We start from the raw sequence: 21363 nt of genomic DNA, 5'->3' as shown, positions 1-21363 counted from the left end.
GCTAACCCAGCTCGAAGCTGGTGACGCCGAAGACGCGGTCGAGCCGCAGCGGCGGGATCGGCCCCGTATACATCCGCGCCGTCTCGAACACCGGCTCGAGGCCGAGCGCCTCGGCGAGCGCGATCGCGGCGGGATTGACGGCGGGGACGTCGAGGAAGACCTCGCCGGCGCCCGCGCTTCCCATTAGGGCCTGCACGACGTCATCCGCGGCGGCGCGATCGTCGGCTACGAGCGGGCCGATCTTGTAGCCCGTCCGGCAGGGGCGGATCACGCCCCATGCAGCGAGCCTGCCCTCGCGCAGCAACGCGCGGCCGACATGACCTCGCGTGTTGATCCAGGCGCGCAGGAAGGCGCTGCGCGCGGCGGGGAATACACGGGCGTCATCGGCTTCCACCAGCGCAAACGGGACCTTGTCGAGCGCAACGACATCGGCGGGCGGCTTCACCGATCCCGCGACGGTGCCGCCATAGCGGATATTGGCGTAAGCGAGCTGGAAACCCGACTTCTTGTAATTCTCCTGCTGCGCCACCACGCCGTCGAGGCCGATCACGCGCGCGCCTGCATGCGCGATCGCGGCATTCCAGATGCGCAGGCCATGGCCCGCGCCGCGAAAGCGCTCGCGCACGATGTAGAAGCCAAGGAAGGCGAAGCGGTCGTCGTAATTGACGCAGGAGACGGTCGCGACCGGCTCGCCCTCGATCTCGCCGACGAAGAAGCCTCGGGCGTCGGGGATCGCGAAGCAGGCGGCATCCGCCAGCCCCGGATTCCAGCCCTCCGCCGCGGCCCAGTCGACGGCGAGGGCGATTTCGTCGGGACGCAAATTGCGGATCTGCAAATCACTCATTTTCAAGCCGCTCATGATGGTGGCTGGATGATGGATGCCTTGGGCCATGGACCTGCCGACGGGTCTGGCTGTAGAAGGCCTCATGATAGGCCGAGCCTGCGGCTCGCCTCAACTGAAGGGATCATCGGATCATGGCAGTAGAGAAGGTTGCGCTCGTCACCGCCGGCGGCAGCGGCATGGGGGCGGGGGCTGCGCGGCGGCTGGCGGCGGACGGGTTTGGCGTCGCGATCCTGTCGTCCTCGGGCAAAGGCGAGGCGCTGGCGGCCGAGCTCGGCGGGCTCGGCGTTACCGGCTCGAACCAGTCGAACGACGACCTGAAGCGCCTCGTCGAGGCTGCGATGGCGAAGTGGGGACGGATCGACGTTCTCGTCAACAGCGCCGGGCACGGGCCGCGTGCCCCCATCACCGAGATCACCGACGAGCAATGGCACACCGGCCTCGACACTTACCTCTTGAATGTGATCCGTCCGACCCGGCTGGTAACGCCGCTGATGCAGGCGCAGAAGGGCGGCGCCATCATCAACATCTCGACCGCCTGGGCGTTCGAGCCCAGCGCGATGTTCCCGACCTCGGCGGTGTTCCGCGCAGGGCTCGCCGCCTTCACCAAGATCTTCACCGACACTTACGCGGCCGACAATGTCCGCATGAACAACGTGCTGCCGGGCTGGATCGACAGCCTGCCGCAACAGGACGCGCGGCGCGACAGCGTGCCGATGAAGCGCTACGGCAAGGTCGAAGAGGTCGCGGCGACAATCTCGTTCCTGGCCTCCGACGGCGCCGCCTACATCACTGGCCAGAACATCCGCGTCGACGGCGGGCTGACGCGCTCGGTCTGAGGCGGCCGCCTCAATGTGAGGCGATAAGCTGCGCCAGCTCCGGCAGGATCTTGTAGCGGGCGATCTCGTGCGGATACTCGCCGCGATTGGCCAAGAGGACGATGCCGATCCGCCGCGCCGGCACCAGGCCGATATAGCCGGAGGCGTTGTTGAGGCCGCCCGGCTTGTCGACGATGGTGATGCCTGGAAGGCGCACGGTCTCCCAGGCTAGGCCCTGTCCGAATTTTTCGTCGACGCGGAAGGCCTCGCGCTGCGTCAGCCGCAGGGCTTCGCGCAGATGCGGATCGATCGCGCGGCCATCGACGCAGGCGGCCGCGAAGGCGGCAAGGTCCCGGACGGAGGCGAACATCTGGCCCGTGCCGGGAAAATCAAAGTAGCTTTGCTGATTGCCGATCGGCCCGATCGCCATGCCCTGGTCGGAATAGCCCTGGACCGCGCGCTGCATCGCCGCCGCATCCATGACGGCGCGATTGTCCGGGCCGCGCTCGGGGACGAAAGTGGAGCCCATGGCGAGGGGGCGGAGAATGCGGTGCTGGATCAGCGCATGGATCGGCTTGCCGTAGCAACGCTCGAGCACGAGCTGAAGCAGCACATAGCCGGCATGGGTGTAGACGCGTTGCCGGCCGGGTGCGATGCCGGGTGCCGGCGTGAAGGCGTTCAGCATCGCGATGAACTGCTCGCGCGTATACTCTTCGTTCGGCCAGGGCGGATGATCGGTTGGGAGCAGCAGGCCCGAAGTGTGCGTTGCTAACTGGCCCACAGTGACGTTGCGGATGTAGTTGCCGCTCAGCTCGGGCAGGTATTTCGCCAGACGATCGTCGAGCCGCAGCTCGCCGCGCAGCACGCCGAGCGCCACGAGCGTGGCCTCGAACGGCTTTCGCAACGAGGCGAGGTTGAACAGCGTGTCGGGCGTCACCTTCCGCCTGGTGGCATCATCGGTGAACCCGTAGCTGAAGAATTCGACATGGCGCCCGGCATAGATGGCTGCGGCGAGGCCGCCCGCATGGTCCGCCGTCGCGGTCGGCGCCAGCTCGCCGGCGACGATGTCGCGCATTTGCGCAATCATGTCGGAATCGGCCGAGGCGCGGCGGGGGCAAAGCGCCATCGCCATAGCAATGGATGCGGCCTGGGCGAAGCCTCGCCGGGTGATCGGGGATGAGATGACAGGCGCCACGTGCTCTGATCGATCATGCTGTGCGCCCCCGGGATGGTTTTAGCGAGGAGGGCGCGAGGTCCCAATTCACGATTGCGCGTTGTGGGTTCCCGCCAATCCAGATCACAAAACTGAGCCGTTCGGCTAACAATTGTTGACGTCCGGGACCCGGCGTGTATAGTTAGCTTCATGGCTAACCAATTATCCGATCTCGACCAGATCTTCGCCGCGCTCGCCGATCCGACGCGGCGGGCGATCGTGATGCGGCTGTGCGCGGGCGAGGCGTCGGTCGGCGAGCTCGCCGATCCCTTCGATATGGCGCTGCCGAGCTTCATGAAGCACATCCACGTGCTCGAGACGAGCGGGCTCGTTCAGTCCGAGAAATCGGGACGCGTGCGCACCTGCCGTCTCAGCGCGGATGCGCTTGTCGGCGCCGAGGATTGGTTCCAGCAGCAGCGCGCGGTCTGGGAAGCGCGGCTCGACCGGTTCGAGGCCTATGTGATGAAGCTCAAGAATGAGAAGGAAAGGGCGGCTGCCAAGCGGCCGTCCCGAGCAACCAAACGGAAAGGTTCCTGACAATGACGAGTTCTGCCAATCCCGCTTTGTCGCAATGGTCGCTCGACCGCGAGATCGTGATGTCGCGCGTGATCGACGCGCCGCGCGATCTGGTGTTCGAGGCATGGTCCGACCCGAAGCATCTGCCGCAATGGTTCGGCCCGAAGGGATTCAAGGTCGAGACCTTCGAGATCGACGTTCGTGTCGGCGGCGTCTGGCGCTTCAACATGATCGGCCCCGACGGCACGGTCTATCCGAACCGGATGCGCTTCCGGCGCATCGAGCGGCCGTCGCTGATGGAGATGGATCACGGTATCGACCAGGATGACGATCCCCGCATGTTCCGCTTCACCGTCACCTTTGCCGAGCAGAGCAACGGCAAGACCGTGCTGATGATGCGCCAGCTGGCCTCGAGCACCGAGCAGCGCGATGGCATGATCGGCTTCGGCGCCGTCGAATACGGCTACCAGACGCTCGACAAGCTGGCGGCCTATGTGGCGGGCATGAAGCGGTGATGCGAGGTGATCGTTCTATCGCAGGTTAGCGCCGGATCCCTCGGCCGGAACAGGCGATGAAGACGGTCGCCTCTCCTGCGGCAATCAGCGCGGCATTGTTAGGAACAATCGCCTGTGCTTGCCGGTTGCGCGAACGACGCCAGTCAAATGGAGAACAGGAAAATGGCCAATGCAGCCCGCGATACGTTCGTGGTGGGACTACGCAATGCGCATGCGATGGAAGTGCAGGCGCGAGAATTGATGGAGCGCCAGTCGGAGCGGCTGGACGAATATCCCGAGGTCAAGGCGAAGATCACGGCGCACCTTCAGGAGACCAATGAGCAACTGCGTCGCCTCGAAAAGTGCCTGGAAGCCTGTGGCGAGAGTACGTCGAGCCTGAAGGATACGGCGCAGTCGGTGATGGCCAACATGATGGCCATGGCGCATTCGGTTGCCGGCGACGAGATTCTGAAGAACACTTTCGCGAACAACGCCTTCGAGAATTTCGAGATCGCCGCCTACAAGTCGCTGCTCGCGCTGTGCGGCGCCGCCGGCATGCCGGAGGCGAAGGAGCCGCTCGAGACGTCATTGAAGGAGGAGCAGCGCATGGCGGCCTGGATCGATTCCAATGTCGAGAAGGTCACCATGGAGTATCTGACGCATCAGCGCCAGGCCGCGTAGTTCTTCGCGTTCCTCGCCGACAGCGAACCACCGGCACGCACAGCGGCCGGTGGCTTTTTCGCTCCGCCGGGTTCCCTGCCATCTGCGCGTGAGCCTAGGAACGATCGCTGCGATCAGGCTTTGGCAGTGATGACGCACATCATCTTCAGCGACTACCGCAACCCCGCGGCGGAGCAAGCCTACGAGATCGCCTGGGACTTTCTGGTGCGAACGGGCGCCATCAGCGACGAATTCGACGCCTGCGTGTTCCTGGCGCAGCGTATCACCGTGATGGTCGAGGAGGGACACACGAATCGGATCCGCATGGCGAACCGCGCGATCTCCGAATTTCAGCGCCATGCCGCGGAACGCGACGATATCATCCGTGGCGGCGGCCGTTACGCCGAAGGGCGTTGAGCGCCGCGAAGCGGGTTCACTCCCTGGCTTTGTCCGTGACGATGTCGCCGAGCTTCTGCCAGCGCACGCCATCGAACTGTACCATCTGGAACTGCTTGTTGACGCGATAGTCCGTTGGCGTGGTCGTCACAGAGATTCCGGGGAGCGTCAGGTCGAGCTCGACGTTCTTGAGGTTGGCCGCCTGTCGCATCACGTTCTCGCGGGTCAGAGCGTCGCCGCATTGCTTCAGCACCTGCACCAGGAGCTGCGCGGTGATGTAGCCATAGACGTTCAGGTTCGAATCCTTGTCGCCCTCGGGATAGTACTTGGCCATGAAGGCGAGGTAGCGCTTCATGCCCGGGTCGTCCTTCCATTCGGGATCCGCGGCATCCTTGACGTAGCCGACGCTGATGATGCCCTTGGAATTGTCGAGCCCGGCGGGCTTCAGCACGGCGCTGAGCGAGGAGGCGTTGATGTCGATGATGTGCAGCGCCTTCCAGCCGATCTCGGCGACCTTTTTGATGGCCTGCGCCGCCTGCTTCGGCGTCGTCGCGCTGAACAGCACGTCGGCGCCCGCATCCTTCAACCGCAGGATCTGCGAGTCGATCGTCGGCTCGCTGATCTCGTAGGAGGTCTCGGCCACGACCATGCTCGCCTTGTCGCCGAGGCCCGCCTTGAGGCCGGCGAGATAATCCTTGCCGAGATCGTCGTTCTGGTAGAGCACGCCGATCCTGGCGTTCGGATGGTTCTTCAGCAGGTACTGCGCGTAGATCCGGCCCTCGACGAGGTAAGACGGGTTGAAGCCCATGGTCCAGGGGAAGTTCTTCGGATCGGTGAACCGTGCGGCGCCGGTGGCGGCGAAGAGCTGCGGGATCTTCTTGGCGTTGAGATATTTCTGCACGGCGACGTTCGGCGCGGTGCCGATGATCTGGAAGGTCAAAAGCACTTCGTCGCTTTCGACGAGCTTGCGGACCTGCTCCACCGTCTTTGGCGGCGAATAGGCATCGTCATACTGGATCAGCTCGACCTTGCGGCCGTTCACGCCGCCCTGGTCGTTGATCATCCTCATATAGGCGGCCTGGGTCTTGCCGATCACCGCATAGGCCGAGGCCGGGCCGCTGAGCGGCACGGTCTGGCCCACCTTGATCGCGGTGTCGGACGCGCCGGGATCGTATTTCATTTGTGCCTGCGCTGCCGCGACCGAGAGGAGAAGCGCGGAGGCTGCGACGAATTTTGTGACGACGTTTTTCATGTCGGTCTCCCCCAGCAATCCTCATTCGCCCTTGAGGCCGGCGTCGCGGATCAGCTTGGTCCATTTCTGCGTTTCGGCGTCGATGAACTTGCCGAACTCGGCGGCGGTGCCTGGGCGCACTTCGAGCCCCTGCGCGGTCAGCTTGTCCTTGATCGCAGGCTCGGCGAGCGCGCGCAAAACCTCGGCCTGGAATTTGTCCACGATGGCGCGCGGCGTCGTGGACGGCACCATGAAGCCGTACCAGCCGGCGGCGGCGACGTTGGGAAAGCCCTGCTCGCGCAGCGTCGGCGCCTGCGGGTAGAGCGCGCTGCGCTCGGCCGAGGCGACGCCGAGCACGGTGAACTTGCCGCTCTGGATGTAGGGCAAGGCGGTCGGCAGCGCGGTCAGCGTGGCGTCGACGCGGCCCGCGAGCAACTCGGTGTAAGAAGCCGCATCGCCCCGGAACGGGATGTTGAGGCCTTTGACGCCGGCATCGCGGAACAGGAGCTCTCCGGCGAGATGCGGCTGCGAGCCGGCGCCGGGGGAGGCGAAAGTCAGTCCGTCCGGCTTCGACTTGCCGTAGGCGATCAGGTCGGGAAGCGTCTTGAATGGCGCGTCGGCGCTGATGATGAGGAAGAGCGGCGCGATCACCACCATCGCCACCGGCTGCAGATCCTTGCGCTCATAGGTCAGCTTGCCGAACAGCGCCTCGGCGGTCGCGTAGGGCGCCGCGACATAGAGGATGGTATAGCCGTCGCCCGGCGCATGGGCGACCATGTCGTTAGCGATGCGCGTGCCGGCGCCCGGCTTGTTCTCGACGATGAATTGCTGGCGCAGGCTGCGGCCGAACTCCTCGGCCAGCAAGCGCAGCGAGATGTCGTTGGAGCCGCCCGGCCCGTAAGGCGAGATCAGCCGCACCATCCGCGACGGCCAGACCTCCTCAGCGCGCAAGGAAAATGGTGAGGCCGATACGCCGGCGGCGACGGCGCCCAGCAGTGCTCGGCGTGTGATGGTCATGACGGCCTCCCGGGGATGGGCGCCAGCTTGTTTGTTCATGTCCTGGCGCTCTTCTTGTTCTGCTTGTGCGTCTCGGCCGTCGGCATCGCCGCGTCGACCATGGTCCGGATGCTATCGGCGAGCGCCGCGATGCGCGGACCGATTTCGCCCTCGAGCTGCCCGGGCTGGAGCCGGAAGGCGGGGATGCCGCAATTGATCGAGAATGATTGTTTCGCTTCGCTGATGTGAAACAGCGGCGCGGCGACGGCATGGATCGAGGCCATGTACTCGCCCCAGCAGGTGCAAAAGCCGCGCCTTTTGCATTGCGCGATGCCGGCGCGGTATTTGTCGCGGAGCGCCGACCACAATCCGGCATCCTCGGCGGCGAGATTGCGTTCCAGCCGGTCTGCGTCGGCCGGCGGCAGGCTCGCCGCCGCAGCGCGGCCCATGGCGGTCATCACGACGGGAATGGGCATGCCGATGTCGGGCACGTGCGGGCCGACATCGCCGGAGCGCGCTGTCTCGACATAGATCATCGATGTCGCATCGAGCAGGCCGATCGAGACCGTGCCGCGGACGCTGTGCGCCAGCTCCTGCATCATCGGCCGCGCTACTTGGCGGAATTGCATTCCGGCGAGCAGGGGATGCGCCATCCGCAGCGCCCGTGCACCGACGCGGTACTTCGACCGCTCGGCGTCGTAACGGAGATAGCCGAGCTCGGCCAAGGTATGGGTCAGCCTCGCCACCGTCGGGCGCGGGATGCCGGTCAGCGTCGACAGCTCCATATTGCCCAGCAGCGTGCTCCCGGCCTTGAACGCCTCGAGCACGACGAGCCCCTTTGCCAGCGTCGTGGCGAAAGCGGCGTCATCGGCGCTCTCGGCCAGCACGGCTGCGGCAGAGGAGAGCGGGCGCTGCGGCTTGGGTGAGTCAGTCGGAGCCATCCCGGAATATCAGACGGACAGATTTCGAATGTCCAATAGATTCGCCATCTGCGACAAAATTGTCCGATATGTGGACACTCGGCTCGCAGCGCTTCTTGCGCCTTCCGGGCACCGCTGCAACGACTGGGCACACAGATTTTTGTCGTGATTGCATGCCGTTCTGTGACAGGATTATTACGACGACGTGTCAGATCGATAATTTTTGCGGAGCGGTTCATGTTGCAGTGGCAGGCGCGGTCAAATCCCCTGGCGTGGTGGTGGGGATCCCTCACGCTTGTGAGCAGCGCCAATATCCTCGTCTGGTTCATGCTCTATCGTGAGTTCTATCCGACGCCTTCGGCCAGCCTCGGTGGCGGCTCGGACATCGGGCTGATGTTCCTGCTGTGCGCCGGCTATGTGTTCGGCTGCGCCTTCCGTTCGGTGCTGCCGCGCGCCGACGTGCAGCGCATCTGCCTGTTCGACACCTGGCTCTCCAGCGTCGCCGTCGGCCGGACGGTGGCGACGGTGGCCGAGCTCTGCTTCGCCGCGCAATGGGCCATCATCCTGCATCAGCTCGGCAAGATGACGGGCGCGGAGACCGCGGTGAACATCGCGCTCGTGATCGTGCCGATCATCATCATCGCGGAATGTTTCTCCTGGTACGCGGTGGTGACGACCAACTTCCTCTACAACGCGATCGAGAATTCGCTGTGGGCTGTGACCTTCTTCCTGGCCGGCATCGCGCTGTGCCGTCTGATGCCGGAATTCCAGGGCGTAGTGCGCTGGGCGCTGATGTCAGGTATCGTCGGCATCGCCTGCTTCCTTGCCTTCCTCATCACAGTCGACGTGCCGATGTATCTCAGCCGCTGGCGGGCAGGGCATGAAGAGGGCAACACATTCCTCGGCTTCCTCGAAGGGCTGCATGACGTCTCGACGCGCTGGGTGGTGACCCACGACATCGCGCACTGGAAGGGCGAGCTAACCTGGATGTTCCTGTATTTCAGCGCGGCGGTGTGGTCGAGCCTCGCGCTCTGCGCGCTCTACGCGATGGAAGGCTATCTGACGCGCTATCTCGCCTGACGGTCAGATTCCAACTTGACGCGTTCTTTGAAGCGAAGCGGTATCCACTTCGCATCAGAGGGCTTACTTGCCGACCAGGCTGCATTTGCTGCGATCGAGCGGGCGGAAGGCCTGGTCGGGCGGGATCGTCGCGACCAGCTTGACGAAGTCCCACGGGTCCTTGGATTCCTCGGGTGTCTTGACCTGCACCAGATAGAGATCGTGCACCATGCGTTGGTCCTCGCGGATGCGGCCGTTGGGGGTGTAGGCGTCCGACACCGGCGTCGCCTTCATCTTGGCCATCACGATGGCGCTCTCGTCGGAACCGGTGTCCTTGATAGCCTGCAGATAGTGGCGTACGGCGGAGTAGACGCCGGCCTGGATCTGCGAGGGCATCGCCTTGCGGCGAGCATAGAACGCATCGGAGAATTTCCGGGCGGCCGGCGAGACATCCTCGAAGAAGGAGGTGACGATGAGATCGCCGCGCGTCGCTTTGAGCCCGACCGCTTCGATGTCGACGTTCTGGAACGACATCGGCACGATCTTCATGCCTTGGCTGGCGAGGCCGAATTCCTCGGCCTGCTTGATCGCCGTTGCATTATCGCCGGCAACGTTGATGGCCAGGATCTTGGCGCCCGACGACTGCGCCTGGAGCAGGAATGAGCTGTAATCGGGCGTGCCGAGCTGCGCCTTGACGCTGCCGGCGACCTTGCCGCCGAGTGCGGCGATGCGCTCGCGTGCGGTCACCTCGATCGAATGGCCGAAGGCGTAGTCGCCGGTGATGAAAAACCAGGGCTCCTTGCTGGTCTGCATGATGCCGGAGACCACGGCGGTCGCGGTGGAATAGGCGTCCTGGGTCCATTGCACGCTGGTTGGCGCGCACGCTTCATCGGTCAGCTGGTTGGCGCCGGCGCCGGAGATGAGGAATATCTTGCCGTTGCTGCGCACCAGCTCCTGCACCGCCAGCGCCGAGCCGGAGCTTCCGCCATCGGCGACGGCCTGGACCCCATCGCTGAACCATTTTCGCGCCAGCGATGCGGCGAGATCCGGCTTGTTCTGGTGATCGGCCTGCAAGATCTCGATCGGCTTGCCGTTGATCTTGCCGCCGAACTCCTCGGCGGCCATTCGCGCCGCTTCGACCGAGCCCGGACCCATGGCGGTCGCGAACACGCCGTTCATGTCCGTGAGGACGCCGATGCGGATGGCCTCGCCCTTGATCTCGGCCCGCGCGGGGAGGGGCGCGAGCGCAAGTGCGATCAGGAGGGTGGCGACGGAGGTGGTGCGGGTCGTGCCCATGGCGTTTCCTTGATGTTATCGTTGATTGATCGATGTTGACGGTCAGGCCGGTTCGGCGATCACCGTGTTGCGCAGGATGCCGATGCCGGAAATCTCGACCTCGACAGTGTCGCCGGGGCGCATCCACAGCGGCGGCGTGCGCTTGGCGCCGACACCGCCCGGCGTGCCCGTGACAATGACGTCGCCGGGCACGAGCGGGCAGATGGTGGAGATGTAGGCGATCAGCTCGGGGATGGCGGTGATCAGGAGATCCGTCGTGGTGTCCTGCACGACATTGCCGTTCAGCCTTGTCTGCAAGGTGAGCTTCGACGGATCCGGAATCTCGTCGGTCGTCACCAGCCACGGACCGAAACTGCCGCTCTCGGCAAAGGTCTTGCCGGCGAGGAATTGGCTGGTGTGGCGCTGCCAGTCGCGGATGCTGCCTTCGTTGTAGCAGGAATAGCCGGCGACGTGATCGAGCGCGCGGTCGGCCGGGATGTGACGGCCCGCTTTGCCGATGACGAGCGCGAGCTCGCCTTCGTAGTCGAAGTCGTCGCTCACCCCAGGTTTGACGATGGGCTGGAGATGGCCGACCTGGCTGCAGGCAAATCGCGCAAACAGCGCCGGCTTTTCGGTGACGGTGCGGCCGGTTTCGGCGACGTGATCGCGATAGTTGAGGCCGACGCAGATGATCTTGCCGGGATCGGGAATCACGGGCGCGAAGCTGATCTTGTCGAGCGGATGATCAGGGGCCGCGGAGGCGGCCAGCCTTGCCGCCTCGGCGAGCCGACCGGTTTCGAACAGCTGCCGCAGCGTGGCGCACCCCGCCATCCGCGCGCCGAGATCGACGACACCATTGTCCTTGACGGCGCCGAAGGTGGGGCGTCCATCCACACTGAATGAGAGCAGCTTCATGAAATGTCCTTGAGAGGGTTCGGTCAGGCCGCGGAGGGCGCTTGGGCTGAGGGAATATGGGTTGGAGGCGCGATGGCGGCGATGAGGCGGTCGAGCTCGGTCTCGTTGCGGGCGGAGCCGCGGATGTAACGGTCGGGGCGAACGAGTGCGGCAATGATGCCGTGCTCGCGCAGCCAGGGCCCAAGGCCGTTGGTATCGTCGCTGGTCAGGATCTTGATCTCCGTCTGCGACAGCGCGAGACGCGATGAGAGTGCCGCCGCCGTCTCGACGAGCAGCACGTGGCTGTAGCCGGTCCGGTCATCGCTGCGGCTGGCGTCGGTCAACGTGAACTGCGGCGCGAGATGTCCGGCGAGCGGCGGGTCGCCGAACGCGAGTCCAGGGCCGAGCAGGGGCTTCTTCACGTCCAGCTTGACCGGCGCGTTCTCGCGCGCTTCGCCGGCAGCAAGGCCGGCCTCGATCGCCTTGGTGTTGATGACACCGCCGAGGCGAATGGCGAGCGCGATGAACTCGCGTACATGCGGCAGCCGCTCGCTCTGATAGGTGTCGAGCAGATCGGGCGCGGCGCCTTCGCGGATCACGCTCGCCAGCTTCCAGGCGAGGTTGGCGGCATCGCGGATGCCGGCGCACATGCCCTGGCCGAGGAAGGGCGGGGTCTGGTGCGCGGAATCGCCGGCAAGCAGCAATCGCCCGTTCCGCCATTGCTGCGCGATGACCGAATGGAACGTGTAGACAGAAGCGCGCTCGATCTCGGCATCGTCGGGCGTGATCCAGCGCGACAGCAGCTCCCAGACTTTCGCGGGTTGCGCGACCTCCTGCGAATCCTCGTCCGGGAGAACCGTGATCTCCCAGCGCCGCCGCGTGCCGGTGCCGCGCACGTAGGTTGCGGGCCGGCGGGGATCGCAATGCTGGAGACTGTAATCACCGAGGTCGTCGCGCGCGCGCTTGAGCAGAACGTCGATCACGAGCCAGCGCTCGTGGAAGCCGAGGTCGTCCATGCCAGAACCGATGAAGCGGCGCACCAGCGAGCGGGCGCCGTCGCAGCCGATCACGTAACCGGCCCGGACCTCGCTGAGCCTCCCGTTGGAGAGGTCTTCGCAGCGGACGCGCACGCCGTGCTCGTCCTGATCGAGCGCGAACACCTCGCAGCGGTTGCGCAAGGTGACGTGCGGCCAGCGGGCGAGGCCGCCGATCAACACGTCCTCCAAATCCGGCTGGTGGAAGCGGTAGCTGAGATGCCAGCCCATCGGCGTCAGCGTTTGCGGACGGGACCAGTCCAGCAGCATGCGGCCGGCTGCATCGAGAAACAGCATGCCGGGACTGAGAATGACGTGCGGCAGGATCGCCTCGGCAAGCCCGATGGTCTGGAACACGCGCATGCATTCATCGTCGAAATGCACCGCGCGCGGCAGATGATAGGTCCGCGCCTCGCGCTCCAGCACCAGCGTCCGCACGCCGCACAGGCCGAGCAGGTTGGCGAGCGTGGCGCCTACCGGCCCGCGGCCGACGATCACGACGTCAAACTCTTCAGACGTGGATTTATCTTGCATGGGGTATCTCTTCCCCAAGCAGGGCCGGCGCTTCAACGCCGGCGTGGCAAGTGTCCGCCCAGCGGACGGCCTCTATTCCGCAACAGGAATGGCCGACGCCGTTTCCAGCAGCTGGCTCGCAAACTGCGCGACCGCTTCCTCGATCCCCAGCGCCGAGCGGATCCAGATGATCGAGATGCAGCCGAATACGGCGCCGTCCCGCACGATGGCAACGGCGATCGACGCCGTCTTGGGATTGTATTCGCCCTCGCTGCGGATGGCGTAGCCTCGCGCGGCGGTCTCAGCGATCATGCGGTCGAGCCGGCCCTGGTCGAGGAAGGGGCGGTCGTCGGCCTCATCGATGCGGCGGAGATGATTGATGATGAGATCGCGTTCGCGCGCCGGGCAGGCGGCGAGATAGGCGCGGCCCGCAGACGTGCGCAGCATCGGCAGGCGCTTGCCGATCATGCCGCGATCGATCGAAAGCGGGCTGCGAGAGTGCGTGGTCTCCTGCACCACCATCGCCGCGTTCTCGTAAGTCGAGAGATCGACCGGCCAGACCAGCTTCTTGCTGAGATCGGCGAGATAAGGCGCCGCCGCCTGGCAGATCACCACGCTGGGATCATAGCCGTCGCCGAGGCTCAATGCGCGCCGGGTGACCCGAAACCGGTCGTCGCTGGCGCTTCGGGCGATATAGCCGAGCTCCTCCAGGGTTTCGAGGAGGCGGTAGACGGTGGGTCGAGGCAGCTCGAGCGCGCGGGCAACGTCGCCGGCGCGGATGCCGCCGGAGCGGTTGACCTCCTGCAGCACGTCGAGTCCGCGCTTGAAGGCGCGGACGCCCTCAGACTGCCGGGGCTGGCCGTTTCGCGTCCGCTCCTTGGACACTTCCTATTTCCTCCCTTGTGGCACATCGCGGCGCGCTTATTGTCGTTGCGAACGCGAGGCGATTGCGGAACGCCACCGTAGGATCGCGCGCGGCCGGTATCAAGCTCGCCGCAGTACGGCGACCGCGATGCCTCCGGGAGGAATTCGATGGAAATCGCAGCGCTCGGATATATCGGAATCAGTTCATCCCAGATCGACCAGTGGAGCCGGATGGCGACCGGCCTGCTCGGCATGCAGCAGGTCGATCGCGGCGGCAAGATGCGGGCCTTCCGCATGGACGACCGCAAGCAGCGGCTGATCGTCGACGGCGGCAGCGATGCCGGTCTTGCGGTGATGGGATGGGAAGTTCCTTCGACCGCCGAACTGGATAAGCTGGCAGGACGGCTCGAAAGCCATGGCATCAAGGTGGCGAAGGGCTCGCGCGCACTCGCTGACGAGCGGCATGTCGCCGAGCTGATCGCGTTCACTGACCCCGCCGGCAACCGGCTGGAGGCTTTTTGCAAGCCGGAGCTTGCGAGCGAGCCGTTCAGGCCAGGCCGTCCGATCTCGGGCTTCCGCACCGGGGCGCTCGGCATGGGGCATGTCGTGCTCAACGTGGAGAATGTCGAGATGCTGTTGCCGTTCTATCGCGACGTGCTCGGCTTTCACGTCTCCGATTTCGCGCTGAAGCCTTACGGGCTTTATTTCTTCCACGTCAACGGCCGCCACCACTCCTTTGCGATGGTCGGCTCGGGACGGAAGGCGATGCATCATTTCATGGTCGAGCTCGGCTGCCTCGATGATGTCGGGCAGGGCTACGACCTCGCGCAGATGGACGAGGGACGCATCGCCTACACACTGGGCCGGCACACCAATGACCACATGACCTCGTTCTACGTGAATACGCCGTCCGGCTTCTTCATCGAATATGGCTGGGGCGGACGCGTCATCGATCCCGAAAACTGGCAGCCGCACGAGACCTTTGATGGGCCCTCCCTTTGGGGCCACGAGCGGCTGCATATGCCGGAAGAGCAGCGCACGCGATTGCGCGACATGCGGCTCGACGCGGCTGCCCGCGGCGTGCGCGTCGCCGATCCGCGCGTGCCGCCGCTCAATTGCGCGTGGCTGGACTCGGTGGTCGCGCGTGAGTGATCTGCGGCGACGCCGCGATCAGGCTTCGCCGAGATCGACCTCGGTCAAGATGCCCTGGCGCAGCGCCAGGCGGACCAGCTCGATGTCGGAGCCGACGCCGAGCTTGTCCTTGATCAGCGAGTGCAGGTTCGCCACCGTCTTCGGGCTGACATGCAGCGTCTCGGCGATCTCCTCCGTCGTGTTCTCGGCGAGCAGCAACCGCAGCACCTCGAATTCGCGCGGCGTCAAGACGTCGGCGGCGAAGGTTTCGCCGCTGATGCGGCTCAGCGCAAGCTCGTGGTCGATGTCAGGGCTGATGGCAATCTTGCCGGCGAGCACGTCCTTGACCGCGCGCACCAAGGTCTCGGGCGGGCTGGTCTTGGTCACGTAACCCCGTGCACCGGCGCGGATCGCCTGCACGGCAAAGCCGGCATTCTCGTGCATGGTGAAAACGAGGATTCGCGCCGCCTTGTCCCACTGCCGGATCCGCCTGACGGCCTCGATGCCGCCGATGCCGGGCATGCTGAGGTCCATGATGACGAGATCGGGCGTCTCGGATTTGTAGAGGCGATAGGCTTCTGCTCCGTCGGCCGCCTCAGCGACGACGCGCAGGCCCGGCTGCTTCTGCAGCACCGAGCGATAGCCCTCGCGGACGACGGAATGGTCGTCGACCAGCAGGATGGTCGCATCCGCCGCACTCATGCCGCGTGCTCCAGGGCCTCAGACGCGGCAGCCGCGAGCGGAATGAATACGCGCAGCGAGGAGCCCTCTGGGCTGGTCTCGAAGCTGAGCCGGCCGCGAAGCGCGGCGACGCGTTCGCGCATGCCGAGCAGGCCCATGCCCGATTTGGCCGAAGCCTCGTTCGGCCGGCCGTCGTCTTCGACCACGAGGGCAATCTCGCTTCCGGTCGCCGTCAGATGCAGGCTGACCCTTGTTGCGCCGGCATGCTTGGCCGCATTGGTGAGCGCCTCCTGCACGATCCGATAGAGATTGGCGCTGACGTCGGCGGGCACGCTGTCGAAGGCGCCGTCGAACCGGATCTCGAAGCGGGGCTGCCCGCGGCTGCGGCCGTTCCACCCCGAGACCAGACCTTCGAGGCTGGCGACGAGGCCGAGTTCGTCGACATCGGGCGGCCGCAGCCGGAACAGTGCGCCGCGCAGCGTCTCCATCATGCCGGTCGCGGTGCGGGCGATGCTGTCGCATTCGCCGAGCAGGTCGGGACAGTCCTGCGCCGCAGTCTGGCGGGCGGATGCGGCCAGTGCGCGGATCGCGGCGAGGGACTGGCCGAATTCGTCGTGCAGTTCGCGGGCGAGATGGCGGCGCTCCTCGTCCTGGAGTGCGATCAGCTTCCGCGTCAGCTCGTTGCGCTCGGCAAGCGCCGTGTCGAGGCTTTCGGCGAGGTGGTTGAAGACGTCGCGAATAGCCGAGAGCTCGGCGAGGTCGAACGGCGGCAGCCGCGTGGTGAGGTCGCCGGCGGCGATGCGTTCGAGGCCGCTGCCGATCATGCGGGTGGGGCGCAGGGCACGGGCCAGTGCGGCATAGACCAGCGCGCAGAGCAGCGGCAGCGCGATCGCAAGCGCGATCATCAGGCGGCCGGCCTCGTGCCAGGCCTCCGCCGTCTGCACCGCCGGATCGATAGAGACCACGGTCTCGCCGAGCTTGGTTCCGCGCACGATCACGGGCCGCGCCGCCTCGCGGCCGGGGTCGAACAGGCTGCGATAGAAGGCGGCGAAGGCTTGCGGCGGCGGGCTCGCCGGGGCAGGCGCGCCGCTACAGAAGCGCTGCAGCATGTCGCCGCTCGCGCTGCGGAAGCCGAGGCAGAGGCCGGGCGTCATCACATGGGCCGACACCGGGTCGAGGTCCGGAAAGTCCGAGCGGGGGCTCGCCCCCCATTGCACCTTGCCTTGCTGCAGCTCGAGCGTCTTGGCCACGATGGCGGCGATCCCGTCGATCCGCGCATGCGCGGCGTTATCGGCGGCGACGAGGAAATAGGTCGAGATCACGGCGAAGCAGGCAGCCGAGATCGCGGCCACGCGCAGCGTCAGACGGACCTTGAGATCGAATCTCGGGCGATTCCACATCGGCTTGCACCTGGTGCGAACGGGCTTGTCGCGCCTCATTAAAGGGCAGAACGCCGGCGGCGGGAAGCGTTCCCGACTTGCCGCACCGCAATGTCGTGAAAATTTCCCGGCATTGGTCGGGATAGTGGCAGCTGCGGGGCCTCAGGCGGCCCATCCAGATTTGCGTTGCATCCACGAGGTCCGTTCATGCACCGCTGCCGGCTGGTTCTCTCTGCCTGTCTCCTCCTCGTCCTCTCTTGCTCGCCCCTCGCTGCGCAGGCCGCCATCGGCGTCGCCATGGACGATTTCAGCTACACCGATACTTCGGGCGAGCCGACCGACCAGACCGCGGCCCACGAGCGGCGGCTGGCGGCGTTCATGGCCGCGCTTCGAAGGGACATTGAGGCAGACCAGCGCTACCGCTTGGTGCGATCCGCCCAGGACGGAGCGGTGTTCAAGGTGGTCGGCGGCATTCAGAAGACGAGCACGCTGGTGCAATGGGCCAAGGTCGCCGTGATCGACGTCGGCGCCAAGACGCTCGTGCTGGACAAGCTCTACAGCTTCCGCGGCGACAATGACCAAGCATGGGAGCGCGCCCAGATGTTCGTGTCCCGCGAGGTCATGGCCGCGCTCGGCGCGCCTGCGCCGGTCGCGCTGGCCGTGTTCGATTTCGAGCTCGAGGACATGACGGCCGCCTCAGCGGGGGCGTCCGCTGCGTCGGATTCGTCATATCTCGCGGAGGTCACTGGCGGTGTGCGCGAGGCGCTCGGCCAATCCGGCCGTTACCGCATCGTCGAGGTCGGCGCAGAGGCGGGGAAGGCCGGCGCTTTGCGGGATTGCGGCGGCTGCGAGGCCTCCATTGCGCGCAAGCTCGGCGCGGACCAATCACTGATCGGCGTAGTGCGCCGCGTCAGCCGCACCGAATACACGCTTGGTTTCCAGGTGCGCGATGCCAGGACAGGCGCGGTGCTGGCGCGCGGCGACAGCGGACTGCGCATGGGCGCGGACTATTCGTGGAAGCGCGGGGCCGTGCGGCTGGTCACCGACCGGCTGATCGAGGGGCAACAGGCCAAGGACGCGCCTAGAAGGTAAGCTGGACCTTCATCGACTGCGCGCGGTCGCTGGCGAGCTCGAAGGCGGCGACCGCGTTCTCGAACGGCATGGTGGCCGTGATTAGCGGCTTGACGTCAATCAGGCCTTCGCCCATCAGGCGCACCGCCAGCTCGAACTCGGGATCGAAGCGGAATGTGCCGCGCAGCTGCAATTCCTTGGCGACGATGGAGTTGATCGGCAGCGTCATCTCGCCGCCGAGGCCGAGCTGCACCAGCGTCGCGCCGGGCCTCAGCACGTCGAGCGCGGTGCGGAGCGCGGCCTGGTTGCCGGAGGCCTCGAACAGCGTGTCGAACACGCCCTTGCCGGCGCGCCAGGAATCGAGCGCAGTGGCATTGGTCGCGACGTTGATGGCATGCGTGGCGCCGAGCTTTTTCGCGACCGCGAGCGGGGCGTCGGCCACATCGGTGACAACGATCTCCGACGCGCCGCCGAAGCGCGAGACCAAAATCATCAGCGCGCCGATCGGACCGCAGCCGGTGATCAGCACGCGCTTGCCGAGCAGGGGACCGGCCTGCTTGCCGGCATGCAGGCACACCGCAAGCGGCTCGGCGACCGCGGCTTCCGCCAGCGACAGCTTGTCTGAGATCGGCACGGCCTGCGTCGCGTCGACCGTGATGAACTCGCGAAAGCCGCCCTGCACATGGGGAAAGCGCATCGCACTGCCGAGGAAGCGCATGTCGAGGCACTGGTTGCGCATGCCCTCCTGGCAATGCAGGCACGCCCCGCACGGCTTGCTCGGGTTGACCGCGACGCGCGTGCCCGGCCTGACATTGGCGACGCCGTCACCGACGTCAGCGACGACGCCGGCGATCTCGTGACCCAGGGCCATCGGTTGCTGAATCCGCACGACACCGAAGCCGCCGTGATGATAGTAGTGCAGATCGGAGCCGCAGATTCCGCCATTGGCGATCTTGACGCGGACCTCGCCAGGGCCGGGGGCGGGATCGGCATAGTTGTCGATCCGCAGGTCCTTCGGGGCGTGGATGACGACGGCGCGCATGGCTTGCTCCTTCGTAGTCTTGGCGGTCACATCGCGGCGATCATGCCGCCATCGACATAGATGATCTGGCCGTTGACGTAGGTGGAGGCATCCGAGGCGAGGAAGATCGCGGCGCCCACCAGCTCATCCGGCTTGCCCCAGCGCTTGGAGGGGATGCGGCCCATCAGCCAATTGTTGAAATCGGTGTTGTTGACCAGCGCCTCGTTCATGTCGGTGAGCATGTAGCCGGGGCCGATCGCATTGGCCTGGATGCCGTGCTGGGCCCATTCCACCGCCATCGATCGGGTCAGGTTCTTGATGCCGCCCTTGGCCGCGGTGTAGGGCGCAATGGTGGGGCGGGCGAGCTCGCTGCCAAGCGAGCCGATATTGATGATCTTGCCGTGCTTGCGCGGGATCATGCGCTTGGCCGCCTCGCGGCCGATCACGAAGGCGCTTGTGAGATTGGTCTCGATCACCTTGCGCCATTCGTCGGTGGTGAACTCCACCAGCGGCTTGCGGTGCTGGATGCCGGCATTGTTGACGAGGATATCGACGGCGAGGCCTTGTTTGTCGAACTCGTTGAAGGCGGCGACGATTGCGGGCTCATCGGTGACGTTGAAGGCGGCACCTTCGGCCTGATGGCCCGCGCTGCGAAACTCGGCGACGGCCTGCTCGACTCGCTCAGGATCGACGCCGTTGATGATGATCTTCGCGCCGGCCTTGGCCATGCCTTCGGCGATGGCGCGGCCGAGACCGCGGGACGAGCCGGTCACGAGCGCGGTGCGGCCGGAGAGATCGAAGAGGGAAGTGCTCATCTCAAGAATTCCTCAGACGTTGGAGCGGCGCACGGTAGATCGGTGCGCTCGAAAACGGAAGCAGGAGGTCGACGCCAAGGCCGGGTCCTTCCATCGGGTTTTGGTACCAGGCCGGCTTGTAGGGCTCGAGCGCACGGGCGATCTCTCACCAGATTGCAGCCGCCAATGCCGCGATCAGGGCCGGCGGCGTCACCAGGAAGCCGAGCTTGAGGAACGGCCAGGCACCGACCTCGATCTTCTCCCGCCGGAGCGCCACCAGCCAGAGGATTGTTGCGAGCGAGCCGGTGACCGACAGATTGGGGCCGAGATCGACGCCGATCAGGATGGCGCTGACCACGGGCGCGGGCAGATGATCGCTGGCGGCGACCGAGCCGGCGACGAGGCCGACCGGAAGGTTGTTGGCGATGTTGTCGGCGAGCGCGGTGGCAATACCGACGCTCCAGGCCGCCTGCGGGACCGATTGAGCCACCGCCTGGTGCAGCAACGCGCTGAGCTGCCCGATCACGCCGGTCTTGATCAACGCCTCCACCATGACGAAGAGCCCGCCGACGAGCGGCAACACGCTCCACGATACGCCCCTGAGCATAGGCAGTGGTGACTGGCGGCTGAGCAGCAGCACGAGAGCGGCTGTCACCACGCCGCAAATGAAGGTCGGCAGGCCCAGTTGCTTGTCCAGCGCAGACGCGGTGACCAGCACGACGCCGATCGCGACGATGCCTATTGCGGTGAGCTTGCCGCCGCGGCTGAGCTTGGGATGCGGCACGCTGTGCGCGATCGTCTCTTCCTTCAGCGCGCGGTGCTGGGTCAGGCGCAGCACGATGTAGGTCAGCAGGATCGACGCCGCCGAGGGCAAGGCGAACAGGCGCAGCCATTCCGTCAGATGCGGCATGCGCGCGCCGAACACGACGAGGTTGGCGGGGTTGGAGATCGGCAGCACGAAGCTCGCGGCATTGGCGATGAAGGCGCAGACGAACAGATAAGGCAGCGGCTTCGCGCCGGCTGCGCGCGTTGCGGCATAGACGGCCGGCGTCAGCACGATCGCGGTCGCATCATTGGAGAGCAGCACGGTCACGAGCGTGCCGACGAGATAGATCAGCAGGAACAGCCGCTGCGGCGAGCCACGTGCGTATTCCACCGCAAGCGCGGCGAGATAGTCGAACAAGCCTTCGAGCCGCGCGAGCTCGGCGATCAGCATCATGCCGATTAGGAAGAGATAGACGTCGAGGCCTTTCTCGATGCCGACAAGCGCGTCCTGCCATGGCAGCAGGCCTGATAGCACCAGGGCGCTCGCGCCGATAGCGGCCCATATCGCTTCGGGCAGGGATAAGGGCCGGATGATGACGCAGGCGGTCGCGACGGCGATGATGCTCCAGGCCCAGATGGCGTCAGACGGCACGGTCAGTCCTTGAGATTCGGTCAGTCATTCGGCATCGATAACCGATGCGGGAACGGCTGTCTTCCCCTAGAGTCTTGCCGCGGTAACAGTCTGGATTGCTTCGCTGCGCTCGCAATGACGGAGTATGTGGCACCTTGGCGAGAAC

General features: G+C 65.7%; 22 protein-coding genes. 8 read left to right on the top strand and 14 right to left on the bottom strand.

The window, feature by feature from the left end; all coding sequences use genetic code 11:
* Position 1: 1 nt before the first annotated feature.
* Positions 2-844 (bottom strand): GNAT family N-acetyltransferase, encoded by an 843-nt coding sequence (locus ACVWYQ_RS08105; RefSeq protein WP_404540425.1) that lies wholly within the window; start codon positions 842-844, stop codon positions 2-4.
* Between the two features lie 131 nt (positions 845-975).
* Between ACVWYQ_RS08105 and ACVWYQ_RS08100 the strand changes: the two genes are divergently transcribed.
* Positions 976-1680 carry an SDR family oxidoreductase gene (locus ACVWYQ_RS08100; RefSeq protein WP_157280473.1) on the top strand — a complete coding sequence of 235 codons (705 nt, stop codon included), beginning with the start codon at positions 976-978 and terminating at the stop codon, positions 1678-1680.
* A 10-nt stretch (positions 1681-1690) separates the two neighbouring features.
* Here ACVWYQ_RS08100 and ACVWYQ_RS08095 read toward each other — a convergent pair whose 3' ends face one another.
* Positions 1691-2854 (bottom strand): serine hydrolase, encoded by a 1164-nt coding sequence (locus tag ACVWYQ_RS08095; RefSeq protein ID WP_456725571.1) that lies wholly within the window; start codon positions 2852-2854, stop codon positions 1691-1693.
* 168 nt (positions 2855-3022) lie between these two features.
* Here ACVWYQ_RS08095 and ACVWYQ_RS08090 point away from each other — a divergent pair, with 168 nt between their 5' ends.
* From ACVWYQ_RS08090 to ACVWYQ_RS08075, 4 genes are all read left to right on the top strand, one after another.
* Positions 3023-3409 carry an ArsR/SmtB family transcription factor gene (locus ACVWYQ_RS08090; RefSeq protein ID WP_404540431.1) on the top strand — a complete coding sequence of 129 codons (387 nt, stop codon included), beginning with the start codon at positions 3023-3025 and terminating at the stop codon, positions 3407-3409.
* A gap of 2 nt (positions 3410-3411) precedes the next feature.
* On the top strand, positions 3412-3903 hold the full coding sequence (locus tag ACVWYQ_RS08085; protein ID WP_404540434.1) for an SRPBCC family protein: 492 nt from the start codon (positions 3412-3414) through the stop codon (positions 3901-3903).
* A 162-nt stretch (positions 3904-4065) separates the two neighbouring features.
* Positions 4066-4563 carry a ferritin-like domain-containing protein gene (locus tag ACVWYQ_RS08080; RefSeq protein WP_036013491.1) on the top strand — a complete coding sequence of 166 codons (498 nt, stop codon included), beginning with the start codon at positions 4066-4068 and terminating at the stop codon, positions 4561-4563.
* Between the two features lie 129 nt (positions 4564-4692).
* Positions 4693-4959 carry a hypothetical protein gene (locus ACVWYQ_RS08075; RefSeq protein ID WP_271544396.1) on the top strand — a complete coding sequence of 89 codons (267 nt, stop codon included), beginning with the start codon at positions 4693-4695 and terminating at the stop codon, positions 4957-4959.
* A 16-nt stretch (positions 4960-4975) separates the two neighbouring features.
* Here the strand turns inward: ACVWYQ_RS08075 and ACVWYQ_RS08070 are convergent, their stop codons facing one another.
* From ACVWYQ_RS08070 to ACVWYQ_RS08060, 3 genes are read right to left on the bottom strand one after another with little or no spacing between them, the layout of a single operon-like run.
* Entirely contained in the window at positions 4976-6190 is a 1215-nt protein-coding gene (locus ACVWYQ_RS08070) for an ABC transporter substrate-binding protein (RefSeq protein ID WP_404540438.1), read from the bottom strand.
* 21 nt (positions 6191-6211) lie between these two features.
* Entirely contained in the window at positions 6212-7186 is a 975-nt protein-coding gene (locus ACVWYQ_RS08065) for a Bug family tripartite tricarboxylate transporter substrate binding protein (protein WP_157280468.1), read from the bottom strand.
* A 35-nt stretch (positions 7187-7221) separates the two neighbouring features.
* Positions 7222-8106, bottom strand: a complete 885-nt coding sequence (locus ACVWYQ_RS08060) for an IclR family transcriptional regulator (RefSeq protein WP_404540441.1) — start codon at positions 8104-8106, stop codon at positions 7222-7224.
* Between the two features lie 216 nt (positions 8107-8322).
* On the opposite strand from ACVWYQ_RS08060, the gene ACVWYQ_RS08055 reads away from it, so the two are divergent.
* Entirely contained in the window at positions 8323-9165 is an 843-nt protein-coding gene (locus tag ACVWYQ_RS08055; protein ID WP_036013504.1) for a hypothetical protein, read from the top strand.
* Between the two features lie 63 nt (positions 9166-9228).
* Here the strand turns inward: ACVWYQ_RS08055 and ACVWYQ_RS08050 are convergent, their stop codons facing one another.
* The 4 genes from ACVWYQ_RS08050 to ACVWYQ_RS08035 all read right to left on the bottom strand — a co-directional run bounded on the left by ACVWYQ_RS08050 (position 9229) and on the right by ACVWYQ_RS08035 (position 13745).
* On the bottom strand, positions 9229-10440 hold the full coding sequence (locus tag ACVWYQ_RS08050) for an ABC transporter substrate-binding protein (protein WP_404540444.1): 1212 nt from the start codon (positions 10438-10440) through the stop codon (positions 9229-9231).
* A 42-nt stretch (positions 10441-10482) separates the two neighbouring features.
* The gene (locus tag ACVWYQ_RS08045) at positions 10483-11334 is read right to left on the bottom strand and encodes a fumarylacetoacetate hydrolase family protein (RefSeq protein WP_404540447.1); all 852 of its coding nucleotides are present in this window, start codon (positions 11332-11334) and stop codon (positions 10483-10485) included.
* A gap of 23 nt (positions 11335-11357) precedes the next feature.
* On the bottom strand, positions 11358-12881 hold the full coding sequence (mhpA, locus tag ACVWYQ_RS08040; protein WP_456725570.1) for a bifunctional 3-(3-hydroxy-phenyl)propionate/3-hydroxycinnamic acid hydroxylase MhpA: 1524 nt from the start codon (positions 12879-12881) through the stop codon (positions 11358-11360).
* Between the two features lie 72 nt (positions 12882-12953).
* Positions 12954-13745 (bottom strand): DNA-binding transcriptional regulator, encoded by a 792-nt coding sequence (locus ACVWYQ_RS08035; RefSeq protein ID WP_404540453.1) that lies wholly within the window; start codon positions 13743-13745, stop codon positions 12954-12956.
* A gap of 147 nt (positions 13746-13892) precedes the next feature.
* Between ACVWYQ_RS08035 and ACVWYQ_RS08030 the strand changes: the two genes are divergently transcribed.
* Positions 13893-14876 (top strand): VOC family protein, encoded by a 984-nt coding sequence (locus tag ACVWYQ_RS08030; protein ID WP_404540456.1) that lies wholly within the window; start codon positions 13893-13895, stop codon positions 14874-14876.
* Positions 14877-14894: 18 nt separating this feature from the next.
* Here the strand turns inward: ACVWYQ_RS08030 and ACVWYQ_RS08025 are convergent, their stop codons facing one another.
* Positions 14895-15557, bottom strand: coding sequence for a response regulator (locus ACVWYQ_RS08025; RefSeq protein WP_404540459.1), 663 nt, complete (start codon positions 15555-15557; stop codon positions 14895-14897).
* A complete protein-coding gene (locus tag ACVWYQ_RS08020; RefSeq protein WP_404540461.1) occupies positions 15554-16936 on the bottom strand; it encodes a sensor histidine kinase in 1383 nt (460 codons plus the stop codon). Before ACVWYQ_RS08020 ends, ACVWYQ_RS08025 begins: the two co-directional genes overlap by 4 nt.
* A gap of 186 nt (positions 16937-17122) precedes the next feature.
* On the opposite strand from ACVWYQ_RS08020, the gene ACVWYQ_RS08015 reads away from it, so the two are divergent.
* Positions 17123-18007, top strand: a complete 885-nt coding sequence (locus tag ACVWYQ_RS08015; RefSeq protein ID WP_404540464.1) for a DUF3280 domain-containing protein — start codon at positions 17123-17125, stop codon at positions 18005-18007.
* On the opposite strand, the gene ACVWYQ_RS08010 is transcribed toward ACVWYQ_RS08015, so the two are convergent.
* From ACVWYQ_RS08010 to ACVWYQ_RS08000, 3 genes are all read right to left on the bottom strand, one after another.
* Positions 17997-19028, bottom strand: coding sequence for an L-idonate 5-dehydrogenase (locus ACVWYQ_RS08010; RefSeq protein WP_271544373.1), 1032 nt, complete (start codon positions 19026-19028; stop codon positions 17997-17999). The two genes, ACVWYQ_RS08015 and ACVWYQ_RS08010, sit on opposite strands and share 11 nt — an antisense overlap.
* A gap of 26 nt (positions 19029-19054) precedes the next feature.
* Positions 19055-19822 carry an SDR family oxidoreductase gene (locus tag ACVWYQ_RS08005; RefSeq protein ID WP_271544371.1) on the bottom strand — a complete coding sequence of 256 codons (768 nt, stop codon included), beginning with the start codon at positions 19820-19822 and terminating at the stop codon, positions 19055-19057.
* Positions 19823-19967: 145 nt separating this feature from the next.
* Positions 19968-21218, bottom strand: a complete 1251-nt coding sequence (locus ACVWYQ_RS08000) for an arsenic transporter (protein WP_271544369.1) — start codon at positions 21216-21218, stop codon at positions 19968-19970.
* Positions 21219-21363 lie beyond the last annotated feature (145 nt).

The organism is Bradyrhizobium sp. USDA 3397 (assembly GCF_054060965.1).
The sequence above is the reverse complement of the archived record's forward strand: the minus strand, read 5'-3'. Positions and strand labels throughout refer to the sequence as shown.